Origin of the sequence: Pseudomonas granadensis (assembly GCF_900105485.1) — a bacterium.
GTDB lineage: Bacteria > Pseudomonadota > Gammaproteobacteria > Pseudomonadales > Pseudomonadaceae > Aquipseudomonas > Aquipseudomonas granadensis.
The window spans coordinates 1,416,910-1,431,305 of the sequence record NZ_LT629778.1 but is presented as its reverse complement, the minus strand read 5'-3'; the positions used below and the strand labels follow the sequence as shown (position 1 = coordinate 1,431,305).

General features: G+C 60.8%; 13 protein-coding genes. 9 read left to right on the top strand and 4 right to left on the bottom strand.

The window, feature by feature from the left end; genetic code table 11:
• The first annotated feature begins 35 nt into the window (after nt 1-35).
• Nucleotides 36-1,628, top strand: coding sequence for a glycoside hydrolase family 17 protein (locus tag BLU52_RS06380; RefSeq protein ID WP_090282410.1), 1,593 nt, complete (start codon nt 36-38; stop codon nt 1,626-1,628).
• A 128-nt stretch (nt 1,629-1,756) separates the two neighbouring features.
• Here the strand turns inward: BLU52_RS06380 and BLU52_RS06375 are convergent, their stop codons facing one another.
• Nucleotides 1,757-2,125 carry a hypothetical protein gene (locus tag BLU52_RS06375; RefSeq protein WP_090282409.1) on the bottom strand — a complete coding sequence of 123 codons (369 nt, stop codon included), beginning with the start codon at nt 2,123-2,125 and terminating at the stop codon, nt 1,757-1,759.
• Between the two features lie 224 nt (nt 2,126-2,349).
• On the opposite strand from BLU52_RS06375, the gene BLU52_RS06370 reads away from it, so the two are divergent.
• Nucleotides 2,350-3,648: a serine/threonine protein kinase gene (locus BLU52_RS06370; protein ID WP_090282408.1), complete on the top strand. Its 1,299-nt coding sequence runs from the start codon at nt 2,350-2,352 to the stop codon at nt 3,646-3,648.
• On the top strand, nt 3,641-4,429 hold the full coding sequence (locus BLU52_RS06365) for an MlaA family lipoprotein (protein ID WP_090282407.1): 789 nt from the start codon (nt 3,641-3,643) through the stop codon (nt 4,427-4,429). The genes BLU52_RS06370 and BLU52_RS06365 overlap by 8 nt, the downstream gene beginning before the upstream one ends.
• 174 nt (nt 4,430-4,603) lie before the next feature.
• Here the strand turns inward: BLU52_RS06365 and BLU52_RS06360 are convergent, their stop codons facing one another.
• The gene (locus BLU52_RS06360; RefSeq protein WP_090282406.1) at nt 4,604-5,518 is read right to left on the bottom strand and encodes a DUF808 domain-containing protein; all 915 of its coding nucleotides are present in this window, start codon (nt 5,516-5,518) and stop codon (nt 4,604-4,606) included.
• 135 nt (nt 5,519-5,653) lie between these two features.
• Between BLU52_RS06360 and BLU52_RS06355 the strand changes: the two genes are divergently transcribed.
• Nucleotides 5,654-6,259: a TetR/AcrR family transcriptional regulator gene (locus BLU52_RS06355; RefSeq protein WP_090282405.1), complete on the top strand. Its 606-nt coding sequence runs from the start codon at nt 5,654-5,656 to the stop codon at nt 6,257-6,259.
• A gap of 103 nt (nt 6,260-6,362) precedes the next feature.
• Here BLU52_RS06355 and BLU52_RS06350 read toward each other — a convergent pair whose 3' ends face one another.
• A complete protein-coding gene (locus BLU52_RS06350; protein WP_090282404.1) occupies nt 6,363-6,821 on the bottom strand; it encodes an REP-associated tyrosine transposase in 459 nt (152 codons plus the stop codon).
• 211 nt (nt 6,822-7,032) lie between these two features.
• Entirely contained in the window at nt 7,033-7,473 is a 441-nt protein-coding gene (locus BLU52_RS06345; RefSeq protein ID WP_090282403.1) for a GlcG/HbpS family heme-binding protein, read from the bottom strand.
• Nucleotides 7,474-7,741: 268 nt separating this feature from the next.
• Here BLU52_RS06345 and gcl point away from each other — a divergent pair, with 268 nt between their 5' ends.
• From gcl to pyk, 5 genes are all read left to right on the top strand, one after another.
• Entirely contained in the window at nt 7,742-9,517 is a 1,776-nt protein-coding gene (gene gcl, locus BLU52_RS06340; RefSeq protein ID WP_041479607.1) for a glyoxylate carboligase, read from the top strand.
• Nucleotides 9,518-9,635: 118 nt separating this feature from the next.
• Complete coding sequence (hyi, locus tag BLU52_RS06335) at nt 9,636-10,418, top strand: hydroxypyruvate isomerase (RefSeq protein ID WP_090282402.1); 783 nt, start codon at nt 9,636-9,638, stop codon at nt 10,416-10,418.
• Nucleotides 10,419-10,573: 155 nt separating this feature from the next.
• Nucleotides 10,574-11,467 carry a 2-hydroxy-3-oxopropionate reductase gene (locus tag BLU52_RS06330; protein WP_016771028.1) on the top strand — a complete coding sequence of 298 codons (894 nt, stop codon included), beginning with the start codon at nt 10,574-10,576 and terminating at the stop codon, nt 11,465-11,467.
• 150 nt (nt 11,468-11,617) lie between these two features.
• Nucleotides 11,618-12,892 carry a glycerate kinase type-2 family protein gene (locus tag BLU52_RS06325; RefSeq protein WP_090282401.1) on the top strand — a complete coding sequence of 425 codons (1,275 nt, stop codon included), beginning with the start codon at nt 11,618-11,620 and terminating at the stop codon, nt 12,890-12,892.
• The gene (pyk, locus tag BLU52_RS06320; protein WP_090282400.1) at nt 12,889-14,304 is read left to right on the top strand and encodes a pyruvate kinase; all 1,416 of its coding nucleotides are present in this window, start codon (nt 12,889-12,891) and stop codon (nt 14,302-14,304) included. The genes BLU52_RS06325 and pyk overlap by 4 nt, the downstream gene beginning before the upstream one ends.
• Nucleotides 14,305-14,396: the final 92 nt, after the last annotated feature.

The window sequence follows — 14,396 nt, the reverse complement described above, 5'->3', positions numbered from 1 at the left end:
TGTCGTCAGCATGCGGCTCACCAACCCCTCTATAAATGCAGGTAACATGCGTCGCTTTGCAGCCACTCGGCCTGACCATGACCGCGACGTCCCGTTTTCCTTTTCTGCCCTATCTGTTCGCCTGCCTGCTCGGCGTGTTTGCCCTCGGTGGCTTCTGGTTCGGGCTCGGCCAAGCGGTGATCCTGCCGGACGCGGCCACCCCGACGCACAAGCTGCAATGCGCCTCCTACACGCCGTTCGATAAAGACCAGTCACCCTTCGACGTGCCGTTCAAGTTGCGCCCGGAGCGCATGGACGCCGACCTCGCGCTGCTGGCAACGCGTTTCGAGTGCATTCGGACCTACTCGATGACCGGCCTCGAAGCGCTGCCGGAGCTGGCGCGCAAGCACGGGCTGAAACTGATGATCGGCGCCTGGGTCAACAGCAACCCGGTGGATACCGAGCAGGAAGTCGAGCTGCTGATCAAATCGGCCAACGCCAACCCCGATGTGGTGACAGCGGTGATCGTCGGCAACGAGGCGCTGCTGCGCAAAGAGGTGACCGGCGCGCAACTGGCCCGGTTGATCAACAAGGTCAAAAGCCAGGTCAGGCAGCCGGTCACTTATGCCGATGTCTGGGACTTCTGGCTCAAGCACCCGGAAGTCGCGCCGGCGGTGGATTTCCTGACCATTCATTTACTGCCGTACTGGGAAGATGATCCGTCGAACATCGACGTGGCGCTGCAGCATGTCGCGGATGTCCGTCAGGTGTTCGGGAACAAGTTCGCACCCAAGAACGTGATGATCGGCGAAACCGGCTGGCCGAGCGAAGGCCGCCAGCGTGAGACCGCCGTGCCGAGCCGGGTCAACGAAGCGAAGTTCATTCGCGGGTTCGTGGCGATGGCCGAGAAGGAAGGCTGGCGATACAACCTGATCGAAGCCTTTGATCAACCGTGGAAACGCGGCAGCGAAGGCGCGGTCGGCGGTTATTGGGGCTTGTTCGATGCCGATCGCCAGGACAAGGGCGTGCTCGCCGGGCCGGTGAGCAATGTGCCGTACTGGAAGGAGTGGCTGGCGGTTAGTGGTTCGATTTTTCTCGGCACGCTGATGCTTGGCGGTCGCGTTCGGACAACACGTTCGGCGCTGCTGTTACCGTTGCTGGGCGCCCTCGCCGCTTGCTCGATGGGCGCCTGGGGCGATCTGGCGCGATTGACTACGCGGTTTGCCAGCGAGTGGTTGTGGGTCGGTTTGCTTACCGCGTTGAATCTTTTGGTGTTGGCGCATGCCGCGCTGACCCTGAGTGCGCGCGCTGGCTGGCGTGGGCGTGCTTTCGAATGGTTTGAGCGGCACGCTGGCTGGCTGGTCGCGGCCGCCGGTTTTGCTGCGGCGGTGATGATGCTGGAGATGGTCTTCGATCCGCGTTATCGCAGCTTTGCCAGCATGGCGTTCGTGCTGCCGGCGCTGGTTTATGTGTGCCGCCCGGTGAGCGTGCCGCGACGGGAGATCGCCTTGCTGACCTTCATGGTCGGCGCGGGGATTGCGCCGCAGTTGTATCAGGAAGGGTTGCTGAATCAGCAAGCCTGGGGTTGGGCGTTGGTCAGTGTATTAATGGTTGCCGCCCTTTGGCGCTGCCTGCGGGTTCGGCCCTGATAATCTGCACCGGCCCTGCTGGCCTTATCGCTAGCAGGGCTAGCTCCCACACTGGATCTGTGGGAACACAAAATTTGTGTCAATAAAAATCCCCTGTGGGAGCCAGCCCTGCTGGCGATAGCGCCCGATCAGGCGCTGCGTGACTCACGGACCAGGCGCAACCCGCCAATCACCACCGCAAACACCGCCAACGTGGTGTTGTACAACGCCAGCGCTGGCAAGCCGAACACCAGCGCCAGCACCGCCAGCCACCACCCTGCCCGTCCCGGCACAACCAAGCCGATCAGCGCCGCAGCGAGCGCCGCCCAGCCCAATACCTTGAAATGGATCATCAGCCCGAGGTTGGAGCGCACCACGCATTCCCAACGGCTGGCCTCGTCAACGCAGATGCCGACCCACTGGCCGTCTTCCATAAAGCCATAACGCGCGGCATAACTGGCAGCCAGCCACAACGGCAACAGCACGAGCAGCACAATCACGGGCAAGCGGCGGGACATGGAGCACTCCAATCTACGGAAATCGGCGGCCAGCTTAATCTGCCGCCCTGCATACGCAAGCGCTAACAACACTTAACTGTTCATTCAGGCCGTGCAAAGTGTATCGTCCAGCTACTATTACTCCGAATTCCGCCTGTTTGGTGCCGCAGCATGGCACTTTGGCGCAAGCCCGGTGGTCATAGCCTGCGAACTTCATTCGGCACCTTCCTCTAAGGGATCTAGTCATGCTCCGTTCCTTGCGCTTCGCCGCGCTGTTCAGCGGCCTTATTTTGAGTGCGTCCGCACTGGCGGTGGATATCGACGCCGCCAGTTATGGCTACCCCCTGACCAATCCGTTCGAGGCGACCATTGCCACGACGCCGCCGGATCTGCGCCCTGAATTGCCGCTCGATGACGACATCAACCAGTCGGATCGCAGCGTCACCCTGCGCCCGGAACGCGAGTTCATTCTCCCGGACAATTTCTGGGCAGTGAAAAAGCTGACCTATCGCATTGCAACGCAAGACAAACCGGCACCGCTGATCTTCCTGATTGCCGGCACCGGTGCGCGTTTTGACAGCACGCTCAACGAATACCTGAAAAAGCTCTATTACAAGGCCGGCTATCACGTCGTGCAGTTGTCGTCGCCGACCAGCTTCGACTTCATCAGCGCCGCTTCGCGCTTCGCCACACCGGGCGTAACCAAGGAAGACGCCGAAGACATGTACCGGGTGATGCAGGCCGTGCGGGCGCAGAACCCGAAGCTGCCGGTGACCGAGTACTACCTCACCGGCTACAGCCTCGGCGCCCTCGATGCCGCATTCGTCGCGCATCTGGATGAGACGCGCCGCAGCTTCAACTTCAAGAAAGTGCTGCTGCTCAACCCGCCGGTCAACCTCTATACCTCGGTGACCAACCTCGACAAGCTGGTGCAGACCGAGGTCAAAGGCATCAACAGCAGCACCACCTTTTACGAACTGGTACTGACCAAGCTGACCCGCTACTTCCAGCAAAAAGGTTACATCGACCTCAATGACGCACTGCTCTATGACTTCCAACAGTCCAAGCAGCACCTGACCAATGAGCAGATGGCGATGCTGATCGGCACCTCGTTCCGCTTCTCGGCGGCCGATATCGCGTTCACTTCCGACCTGATCAACCGTCGCGGGCTGATCACGCCGCCAAAATTCCCGATCACCGAAGGCACCAGTCTCACGCCGTTCCTCAAGCGTGCACTGCAATGCGATTTCGATTGCTACATCACCGAGCAGGTCATTCCGATGTGGCGCGCGCGCACCGACGGCGGCAGCCTGCTGCAACTGATCGATCAGGTCAGCCTGTACGCGCTCAAGGATTACCTGCAAGCCAGCCCGAAAATTGCCGTGATGCACAACGCCGACGACGTGATCCTCGGCCCGGGCGACCTCGGTTTCCTGCGCAAGACCTTCGGTGATCGCCTGACCCTTTACCCACTGGGCGGCCACTGCGGCAACCTTAACTACCGCGTCAACAGCGACGCCATGCTGGAGTTCTTCCGTGGCTAAATATCTCCTGCTGATTACAGCGCTCCTCTGTGCAGGCGTGGCCCAGGCCGACAACAGCAAAGCCAACGCGCCGGTAGTGGTCGACAGCGACGGCTTCAAGGAACCGCTGACCAAACTGAAATTCAACCCGGGCCTGGACCAGCGCGAGTTCGAGCGCTCGACGCTCAACGCGCTGAACGTCTACGACCCGCTGGAGTCGTGGAACCGTCGGGTTTACCACTTCAACTATCGCTTCGACCAATGGGTGTTCCTGCCGGTGGTCGATGGCTACCGCTACATCACCCCAAGCTTCGTGCGCACCGGGGTGAGCAACTTCTTCAACAACCTCGGTGACGTGCCGAACCTGGTCAACAGCCTGTTGCAGTTCAAGGGCCAGCGTTCGATGGAAACCACCGCGCGTCTGCTGCTCAACACCACCATCGGCATCGCCGGTCTGTGGGACCCGGCCACCGCCATGGGCCTGCCGCGCCAGAGCGAAGATTTCGGTCAGACGTTGGGCTTCTACGGTGTACCGGGCGGTGCCTACTTCGTACTGCCGATCCTCGGCCCGTCGAACATCCGTGACACTGCGGGCCTCGCCGTGGACTACACCGCCGAATCGGCGATCAACTTCCTCAACGTCTCGGAAGTCAGCTCAAACCATCCGGAAGTCTGGGCGTTGCGTGCGGTCGACAAGCGCTACCAGACCAGCTTCCGCTACGGCCAGATGAACTCGCCGTTCGAGTATGAGAAGGTGCGATACGTGTACACCGAGGCGCGCAAGCTGCAGGTGGCCGAGTAATTTCGGCGGGTACAAAAAAGGGCCATTCAGTGAAAATTGAATGGCCCTTTTTACTGACACAACAGCGATCAAAATGTAGGCCTTCGCCTGCTCGCGATAGCGGTCTGTCAGGTAAGAAATGTTTTTCCGGTACACCGCTATCGCGAGCAGGCGAAGGCCTACAGGGGGCAGTGTTCAGCCTTTAACGGCGCGCCAGAGCTTGCCGACCACGGAAACCACCGCCAGCACCACCGCACCGGCAATGATCCCCGCGACGCCATTGAGCAGCATCGGCACCGCAAACCCGGCGCTGCCTGCCGCCGCACCGACGCCTTCGATCCAGTGATGCACCACCGGCACGCCGTGGGTGAGGATGCCGCCGCCGACCAGGAACATCGCCGCCGTACCGACCACCGACAGGGTTTTCATCATGTACGGCGCGGCGCTGAGGATGACGCTGCCGGTTTTCTTCGCGAACTGGCCTGGCTTCTGCGTCAGCCACAAGCCGAGATCGTCGAGTTTGACGATACCCGCCACCAGCCCGTAAACGCCCACAGTCATGACGATGGCAATGCCGGACATGACAACCACCTGCTGAGTCAGCGAAGCATCCGCCACGGTACCGAGGGTGATCGCGATGATTTCTGCCGAGAGGATAAAGTCGGTGCGGATCGCGCCTTTGATCTTGTCCTTCTCATAGGCCACCAGATCGGTCGCCGGGTCCGCGACCGCCTCGGTCAACTGCGCATGCTCGGCCTCGTCTTCGGTCTTGCTGTGGAGAAATTTGTGCGCGAGCTTTTCAAACCCCTCGAAGCACAGATAGGCACCACCGACCATCAACAATGGCGTGACCAGCCACGGCACGAACGCACTGATCGCCAGCGCCGATGGCACCAGGATCAGTTTGTTGACGAACGAGCCCTTCGCCACGGCCCAGACCACGGGAATCTCGCGCTCGGCACGCACACCGGAGACCTGCTGGGCGTTGAGCGCCAGATCGTCACCGAGCACGCCGGCAGTCTTCTTGGCGGCCATTTTGGTCATCAACGCCACGTCATCCAGAACGGTGGCGATGTCGTCGATCAGCACCAGCAAACTGCTTCCTGCCATGAATCCTGTTTCCTTCTGTGTATTAATGTTGCGAAGCATAACGCGACCGCGGGCCACGTGGTGCATTGTTGAGCGCCGCGCGAGGCCGGTGCTACCATGCGCCACCGCCAGAACAGGCAAGGAACCACCGGGTTTATGAGCACAATCCGCGAGCGCAACAAAGAACTGATCCTGCGTGCCGCCAGCGAGGAGTTTGCCGACAAGGGCTTCGCGGCGACCAAAACCAGCGACATCGCCGCCAAGGCGGGACTGCCCAAGCCCAACGTCTACTACTACTTCAAATCCAAGGAAAACCTCTACCGCGAGGTCCTGGAAAGCATCATCGAGCCGATTCTGCAGGCCTCGACACCGTTCAACCCGGACGGCGTGCCGAGCGAAGTGCTCAGCGGCTACATCCGCTCGAAGATCCGCATCTCCCGCGACCTGCCCTTCGCCTCCAAGGTGTTCGCCAGCGAAATCATGCACGGCGCCCCGCACCTGAACGCCGACCTGGTCGAACAACTGAACGCCCAGGCCAAACACAACATCGCCTGCATCCAGAGCTGGATCGACCGCGGCCAGATCGCCCCGATCGACCCCAACCACCTGATGTTCAGCATCTGGGCCGCGACCCAGACGTATGCCGACTTCGACTGGCAGATTTCTGCAGTAACTGGCAAGGACAAGCTGGATGAGGCGGATTATGAAGCGGCCGCGCAAACGATTATCCGGTTGGTGTTGAAGGGGTGTGAGCCGGACTGATAGACCGTAGCGACGCTATCGCGAGCAGGCTCACTCCTACAGGGGAACGCATTCCAAAATGTAGGAGTGAGCCTGCTCGCGATCGAGGCGACGCGGTCTCAGCTCAAACCCAGATCGCCCCCCAAAGCGGATATTCGCCAAGCTTCTCAACCAGCCCAGCGCGCAATGGGTTGGCTACGACATACCGCGCCATTTTCACCAGGTCATCTTCCTTTCGCAGCGCCCGATCATGAAAACCTCTCTGCCAGAGCATGCCGTTTTCACCAGTCGCTTGCCTGACAGACCTGGTGCTCAGCGACTTGGTTTTTTGCATCAGCTCACTTAATGAACCGGTTCGTAATTCAATCAACCAGTGGAAATGGTCCGGCATAACGACCCAGGCCAGTGAATTTACCAATCCCGATTCTTGCGCATTCTGGAATTGGTCGGCGACCAGTTTACCCAAGGCAAAATCTGTAAAAATCGGTCTTCGTTGATGAGTGTTACTGGTCAGCAGATAGATTCGGCTGACTTCGGCATATCGTCCGACTCGCAATTTATGCGCAGCAGGTAAATCCGGCATTCCTTTGCCTCCTATGATCAATTCATAAAAGGCTAGTCCGGAGGGAGGCAAATGGATCGGGAGACTGTTGGCAGGATGTGTCTGGGCGAAAGCTATCGCGAGCAGGCTCACTCCTACAGGGGGATTGTGGCGTTCAGACATTTTGTGTCCGACGCGAATCCAATGTAGGAGTGAGCCTGCTCGCGATGGCGATAGCTCAATCAACGCAAATTCAGGAAACCACCCCGCCATCCGCCCTCAAATCCAGCGCCTCCACCGCTTTAATCGCCACCTGCTCATCCACGTCCGACAAATCCCCGCTGATCCCGATCGCCCCCAGCAACGCACCCGCCTGATCGCGAATCAACACCCCGCCCGGTGCCGGGACGACGCTGCCCTGGCCCAGGCTGTTGAGGGCGGCAATGAAGGCCGGGCGTTGTTGCGCGTCCTGGGCCAGCAGGCGCGAGCCTTTGCCCAGGGCGATGGCGCCCCAGGCTTTGCCGATGGCGATGTTGGGGCGCAGCAGGCTGGCGCCGTCTTCGCGTTGCAGGGCGATCAGGTGGCCGCCGGTATCGAGCACCGCGATGGTCAGCGGTGCGGCGTTGATGCCGCGCCCGACGCTGATGGCTTCGCTGACCAGATTGACTGCGACTTTCAAGGTTAAAGCGCTCATGGTGCCGTCCTCATTTTGTTATAGGGAAAGTCGTGGGGCTGCGCGTTTCTGCCGCAGCCCGATGCAACAAATAGAACACAATGAGTTATTTTTTTGTATACAATAATTTTCGAAAAGCGCCACATGCGACGAAAAGCCACACTCATACGGGCTTCCGCCGAATGAAACAGACGCTTGAGAAAATGGATTGACCTGCGCCGTCCGCCGTGAATACACTCTGCGCAAAGCCACTTGTATACAATTACAAAACGTAAAGAGGCACAAAACCATGAGCAAAATGAGAGCAATCGAAGCCGCCGTTCTGGTGATGCGCCGTGAAGGGGTCGATACCGCTTTTGGCATCCCGGGCGCAGCGATCAACCCGCTGTACTCCGCCTTGCAGAAGGTTGGTGGCATCGATCACGTCCTTGCTCGCCACGTTGAAGGCGCCTCGCACATGGCCGAGGGCTACACCCGCACCAAGGCCGGCAATATCGGCGTGTGCATCGGCACGTCCGGCCCGGCCGGTACCGACATGGTCACCGGGCTTTACAGCGCCTCGGCCGACTCGATTCCAATCCTTTGCATCACCGGTCAGGCACCCCGCGCCCGTATGCACAAGGAAGACTTCCAGGCCGTCGATATCACCAGCATCGTCAAGCCAGTGACCAAGTGGGCGACCACTGTTCTGGAGCCGGGCCAGGTGCCTTACGCGTTTCAGAAAGCCTTCTATGAAATGCGCTCCGGCCGCCCAGGCCCGGTGCTGATCGACCTGCCATTCGATGTGCAGATGGCCGAGATCGAATTCGACATCGACGCTTATCAGCCGCTGCCATTGGCCAAACCGACCGCCACCCGCGTGCAGGTCGAGAAGGCTCTGGCTTTGCTGGATCAGGCCGAGCGTCCATTGCTGGTGGCCGGTGGTGGCATCATCAACGCCGACGCCAGTGACCTGCTGGTCGAGTTCGCCGAGCTGACCGGTATTCCGGTTATCCCGACGTTGATGGGCTGGGGCACCATCCCCGACGATCACCCGCTGATGGTCGGCATGGTGGGTCTGCAGACGTCGCACCGCTACGGCAACGCGACCATGCTCAAATCCGACGTGGTGCTGGGTATCGGCAACCGTTGGGCCAACCGTCACACCGGTTCGGTGGATGTCTACACCGAAGGCCGCAAGTTCATCCACGTCGACATCGAAGGCACGCAGATCGGCCGTGTGTTCACGCCGGATCTGGGCATCGTTTCCGACGCCGCCGCTGCACTGACCGTGTTCATCGAAGTGGCCCGTGAATGGCAAGCCGCCGGCAAGCTGAAAAACCGCAGCGCCTGGCTGCAGGATTGCCAGCAGCGCAAGGCCAGCCTGCATCGCAAGACCCACTTCGACAACGTGCCGGTCAAGCCGCAGCGCGTTTACGAAGAAATGAACCAGGTGTTCGGCAAGGACACCTGCTACGTCAGCACCATTGGTCTGTCGCAGATTGCCGGCGCGCAGTTCCTGCACGTCTACAAGCCGCGTCACTGGATCAACTGTGGTCAGGCCGGCCCGCTGGGCTGGACCATTCCGGCGGCGCTGGGCGTGGTGAAGGCCGATCCGAGCCGCAAAGTCGTAGCCCTGTCGGGGGACTATGATTTCCAGTTCATGATCGAAGAACTGGCGGTCGGCGCTCAGTTCAAACTGCCTTACATCCACGTTGTGGTGAACAACTCGTACCTGGGCCTTATCCGTCAGGCCCAGCGCGGGTTCGAAATGGACTACTGCGTGCAGCTGTCCTTCGATAACCTCAACGCACCGGAACTCAATGGTTACGGGGTTGACCACATCGCAGTTGCCGAAGGCCTCGGCTGTAAAGCGCTGCGAGTATTCGAACCGTCGGAAATCGCCCCTGCCCTGCGCAAGGCCGAACAGATGATCGAAGAGTTCAAGGTGCCGGTGATCGTCGAAATCATTCTGGAGCGTGTGACCAACATCTCCATGGGTACCGAGATCAACGCGGTCAACGAGTTTGAAGACCTCGCACTGGTCGGCAACGATGCGCCGACGGCGATTTCGTTGCTGGATTAACTGCTTTTAGCTCCCTCTCCCTCAGGGATAGGGTAGCTATATTCCCTCTCCCCCAGGAGAGGGAACTGATCGCGTTTAGTCTGACTTACCGTGCCTCATCCGTTTTCAGGAGACCACCATGCCGCGTTTCGCAGCCAACCTGTCCATGCTGTTCACCGAACAGGATTTCCTTGCCCGTTTCGACGCCGCCGCCAAGGCCGGTTTCAGTGGTGTGGAATACCTGTTCCCGTACGACTTCAGCTCGGCTGAAATCAAGGCAAAACTCGATGCCAACGGTCTGACCCAAGTGCTGTTCAACCTGCCGGCCGGTGACTGGGCCAAGGGTGAGCGCGGGATTGCGTGCCTGCCGGAGCGGGTCGATGAATTCCGCGCCGGGGTCGATCTGGCGATTGCCTACGCGCAAGTGCTGGGCAACACGCAGATCAACTGCCTGGCCGGTATTCGTCCGCAAGGCGTCGACGACGCCACCGTGGAAAAGACCTTCGTCGCCAACCTCAAATACGCCGCCGACAAGCTGCAAGCGGTGGGCATCAAACTGGTGATGGAAGCGATCAACACCCGCGACATTCCCGGTTTCTACCTGAACAACACGGCGCAGGCCCTGTCGATTCGCGAACAGGTCGGCAGCGCCAATCTGTTCCTGCAATACGACATCTATCACATGCAAATCATGGAAGGCGATCTGGCCCGCACCCTGCAATCGCACCTGGGCGAGATCAACCATGTGCAGCTCGCGGACAACCCCGGGCGCAACGAACCGGGCACCGGCGAGATCAACTACCGCTTCCTGTTCGAACACCTCGACCGCATCGGTTATCAGGGTTGGGTCGGTTGCGAGTACAAGCCGCTGACCACCACCGAGGCTGGCCTCGGCTGGCTGAAGACCCACAACGCAATCTGACGCAAATCCCCTGTAGGCCTTCGCCTGCTCGCGATGAATTCACCTCGGTACACCTGATGTACCTCAGCGCCTGAATCGCGAGCAGGCTCACTCCTACATAAAGGCAACAGCTTCCCCTATTCGCTTGAGCAAGACAAAAACAAGAGGAATTTCTCATGGCTAAAATCGGATTCATCGGCACCGGCATCATGGGCCACCCAATGGCGGCGAACCTGCAGAAAGCCGGTCACAGTCTCTTCCTGTCGCAACACCACGACGCCGCGCCGGCCGACCTCGTCGCCGCAGGCGCCGTCGCGCTGGCCAATCCGCGCGAAGTGGCGCAGGAAGCTGAATTCATCATCGTCATGGTCCCGGATACCCCGCAGGTCGATGACGTGCTGTTCCGTGCCGACGGCGTTGCCGCCGGTATCGGCAAAGGCAAAGTCGTGATCGACATGAGCTCAATCTCGCCGACCGCGACCAAAGCGTTCGCGGCGAAGATCAACGAAAAAGGCGCGCAGTACCTCGACGCGCCGGTGTCCGGCGGTGAAGTCGGCGCCAAAGCGGCGACTTTGAGCATCATGGTCGGTGGCGACGCCGATGCCTTCGAACGCGCTCTGCCGCTGTTCCAGGCCATGGGCAAAAACATCACCCTGGTCGGTGGCAATGGCGACGGTCAGACCGCCAAGGTCGCCAACCAGATCATCGTGGCGCTGAACATTCAGGCCGTGGCGGAAGCGCTGCTGTTCGCCTCGAAGAACGGCGCCGATCCGGCCAAGGTGCGTGAAGCGCTGATGGGTGGTTTCGCCTCCTCGAAGATTCTTGAAGTGCACGGCGAGCGCATGATCAAAGGCACCTTTGACCCAGGCTTCCGCATCAGCCTGCACCAGAAGGACCTGAACCTGGCCCTGCAAGGCGCCAAGGAGCTGAACATCAACCTGCCGAACACCGCCAACGCCCAGCAAGTGTTCAGCACCTGCGCGGCCATCGGTGGCAGCAACTGGGACCACTCGGCGCTGATCAAGGGCCTGGAACACATGGCTAATTTCTCGATTCGCGACAATAAATAAGCCTCTGCATCAAACCTGTGGGAGCCAGCCTGCTGGCGATGGAATCGACGCGGTGTGTCTGATAGACCGCAGCGCCTGAATCGCTAGCAGGCTAGCTCCCACAGGGATCTCTACTGTCCTTTCGAATAACAAGAATTCCGGGAGCCCGCCATGTCGGTCGATCCGCAACAACTGCTGCGCGAGCTGTTTGCCACAGCCATCGACGCGGCCCATCCGAACCAGGTCCTCGAAGCCCATTTGCCTGCCGACCGCAGTGGTCGGGTGATTGTCATCGGTGCCGGCAAAGCCGCTGCGGCGATGGCGCAAGTGGTCGAGCGCTGCTGGCACGGTGACGTGTCCGGTCTGGTGGTGACCCGCTACGGTCACGGCGCCCCGTGCGAGAAAATCGAAGTGGTCGAAGCCGCGCATCCGGTGCCGGACGCGGCCGGCCTGGCCGTGGCCAAACGCGTGCTGGAAATGGTCAGCAACCTGAGCGAAGACGACCGGGTGATCTTCCTGCTCTCCGGCGGCGGCTCTGCCCTGCTCGCCTTGCCAGCCGATGGAATCACCCTCGCCGACAAACAGTCGATCAACAAAGCCCTGCTCAAATCCGGCGCGACCATCGGCGAGATGAACTGCGTGCGCAAGCACCTCTCGGCGATCAAGGGCGGCCGACTCGGCAAGGCCTGCTGGCCGGCGACGGTTTACACCTACGCGATTTCCGATGTACCCGGTGACCTCGCCACCGTCATCGCCTCCGGCCCGACCGTGGCCGACCCGAGCACCAGTGCCGAAGCCCTGGCGATCATCAAACGCTACGGCATCGATATTCCGGCTTCGGTGCGCAACTGGCTGCAAAGCCCCGAGTCGGAAACCGTCAAACCCGGCGACCCGAGTCTGGCGCGCAGTCACTTCCAGTTGATCGCCCGCCCGCAACAATCGCTGGATGCCGCCGCGGTGAAATGCCGTCAGGCCGGTTTCAGCACCTTGATTCTGGGTGATCTCGAAGGCGAATCCCGCGAAGTGGCAAAAGTCCACGCCGGCATCGCCCGGCAGATCATCAACCACGGCCAGCCACTGGCGGCGCCGTGCGTGATTCTCTCCGGCGGCGAAACCACCGTGACCGTGCGCGGCAATGGCCGTGGCGGGCGCAACGCCGAATTCCTCTTGAGCCTCACCGACAACCTCAAGGGCCAACCCGGCGTCTACGCGCTGGCCGGTGACACCGACGGCATCGACGGCTCGGAAGACAACGCCGGCGCGATCATGACCCCGGACAGCTACGCCCGCGCCTCGGCCCTGGGCTTAAGCACCAGCGACGAGCTGGATAACAACAACGGTTACGGCTACTTCGCGGCGCTCGACGCGTTGATCGTCACCGAGCCGACCCGCACCAACGTCAACGACTTCCGCGCCATCCTGATCCTTGAGAACTGCAAATCATGACGCCTGATAAAAAGGTCAAAATCCTCGCCACCCTCGGGCCTGCGGTGGATGGCATCGACGACATCCGTGAACTGGTCGAGGCCGGGGTGAATATCTTCCGGCTGAATTTCAGCCATGGCGATCACGCCGACCATGCCAAGCGCTACCAGTGGATCCGCGAAGTCGAGCGCCAGCTCAACTACCCGCTGGGCATTCTGATGGACTTGCAGGGACCGAAACTGCGGGTCGGCAAGTTCGCCGACGGCAAGGTGCAGCTGCATCGCGGTCAGGCGTTCCGCCTCGATCTGGACACGACAGCGGGCGACGAGCGTCGGGTGAATCTGCCGCATCCCGAGATCATCGCCGCGCTGGAAGCCGGCATGGATTTGCTGCTCGACGACGGCAAACTACGCCTGCGCGTGGTGACCCAGTACGCCGATGCGATCGACACCACCGTGCTCAATGGCGGCGAACTGTCCGACCGCAAAGGCGTCAACGTGCCGCAAGCGGTGCTCGACCTCAGCCCGCTGACCGCCAAGGACCGCCGCGACTTGAGCTTCGGTCTGGAGCTGGGCGTGGACTGGGTTGCGTTGTCGTTCGTGCAACGTGCGCAAGACATCGTCGAAGCGCGCGCGCTGATCGGCGACAAGGCGTTTCTGATGGCGAAAATCGAGAAGCCGTCGGCGGTTGAGCAATTGCGTGAAATCGCTGCGCTGAGTGACGCGATCATGGTCGCTCGCGGTGACCTTGGCGTTGAAGTACCGGCCGAGAGCGTGCCGCAGATTCAGAAAAACATCATCACCACCTGCCGCGAACTTGGCAAACCGGTGGTGGTAGCGACGCAAATGCTCGAATCGATGCGCTTCTCTCCTGCGCCGACCCGCGCCGAAGTCACCGACGTCGCCAACGCCGTGGCCGAAGGCGCCGATGCGGTGATGCTCTCGGCGGAAACCGCCTCTGGCGAGTACCCGCTGGAAGCCGTGCAGATGATGAGCAAGATCATCCGCCAAGTGGAAAACGGCCCGGATTACCAGACCCAGCTCGACGTCAGCCGGCCAAAAGCCGAGGCAACGGTGTCCGATGCGATCAGCTGCGCGATCCGCCGGATCAGCAACGTGCTGCCGGTGGCGGTGCTGGTCAACTACAGCGAGTCGGGCGCCTCGACGCTGCGCGCATCACGGGAACGTCCGAAAGCGCCGATCCTCAACCTGACGCCGAACCTGCAGACCGCCCGGCGCTTGAGCGTGGCGTGGGGGATTCATTCGGTGGTCAACGATCGCCTGCGCCAGGTCGACGAAGTCTGCTCGACCGCGCTGGAAATCGCCCAGGCACAAGGCATGGCCGAGCGTGGCGACACCTTGCTGATCACTGCCGGCGTGCCGTTTGGCCAGCCGGGGTCGACCAACTCGCTGCGCATTGAGACGTTGATTTAGCGCCTGTACCGGCCTCATCGCCAGCAGGCTGGCTCCCACATAGGTTTTGTGTCAATCACAGAACCGAGACTGGACGCAGATCCGGTGTGGGA

What these genes read in the sequence shown, in the direction of transcription:
- BLU52_RS06380 (WP_090282410.1), top strand. Translation starts at nt 36, where the DNA reads ATGCAGGTAACATGCGTCGCTTTGCAGCCACTCGGCCTGACCATGACC.
- BLU52_RS06375 (WP_090282409.1), bottom strand. Translation starts at nt 2,125, where the DNA reads ATGTCCCGCCGCTTGCCCGTGATTGTGCTGCTCGTGCTGTTGCCGTTG.
- BLU52_RS06370 (WP_090282408.1), top strand. Translation starts at nt 2,350, where the DNA reads ATGCTCCGTTCCTTGCGCTTCGCCGCGCTGTTCAGCGGCCTTATTTTG.
- BLU52_RS06360 (WP_090282406.1), bottom strand. Translation starts at nt 5,518, where the DNA reads ATGGCAGGAAGCAGTTTGCTGGTGCTGATCGACGACATCGCCACCGTT.
- BLU52_RS06355 (WP_090282405.1), top strand. Translation starts at nt 5,654, where the DNA reads ATGAGCACAATCCGCGAGCGCAACAAAGAACTGATCCTGCGTGCCGCC.
- BLU52_RS06350 (WP_090282404.1), bottom strand. Translation starts at nt 6,821, where the DNA reads ATGCCGGATTTACCTGCTGCGCATAAATTGCGAGTCGGACGATATGCC.
- BLU52_RS06345 (WP_090282403.1), bottom strand. Translation starts at nt 7,473, where the DNA reads ATGAGCGCTTTAACCTTGAAAGTCGCAGTCAATCTGGTCAGCGAAGCC.
- gcl (WP_041479607.1), top strand. Translation starts at nt 7,742, where the DNA reads ATGAGCAAAATGAGAGCAATCGAAGCCGCCGTTCTGGTGATGCGCCGT.
- hyi (WP_090282402.1), top strand. Translation starts at nt 9,636, where the DNA reads ATGCCGCGTTTCGCAGCCAACCTGTCCATGCTGTTCACCGAACAGGAT.
- BLU52_RS06330 (WP_016771028.1), top strand. Translation starts at nt 10,574, where the DNA reads ATGGCTAAAATCGGATTCATCGGCACCGGCATCATGGGCCACCCAATG.
- BLU52_RS06325 (WP_090282401.1), top strand. Translation starts at nt 11,618, where the DNA reads ATGTCGGTCGATCCGCAACAACTGCTGCGCGAGCTGTTTGCCACAGCC.
- pyk (WP_090282400.1), top strand. Translation starts at nt 12,889, where the DNA reads ATGACGCCTGATAAAAAGGTCAAAATCCTCGCCACCCTCGGGCCTGCG.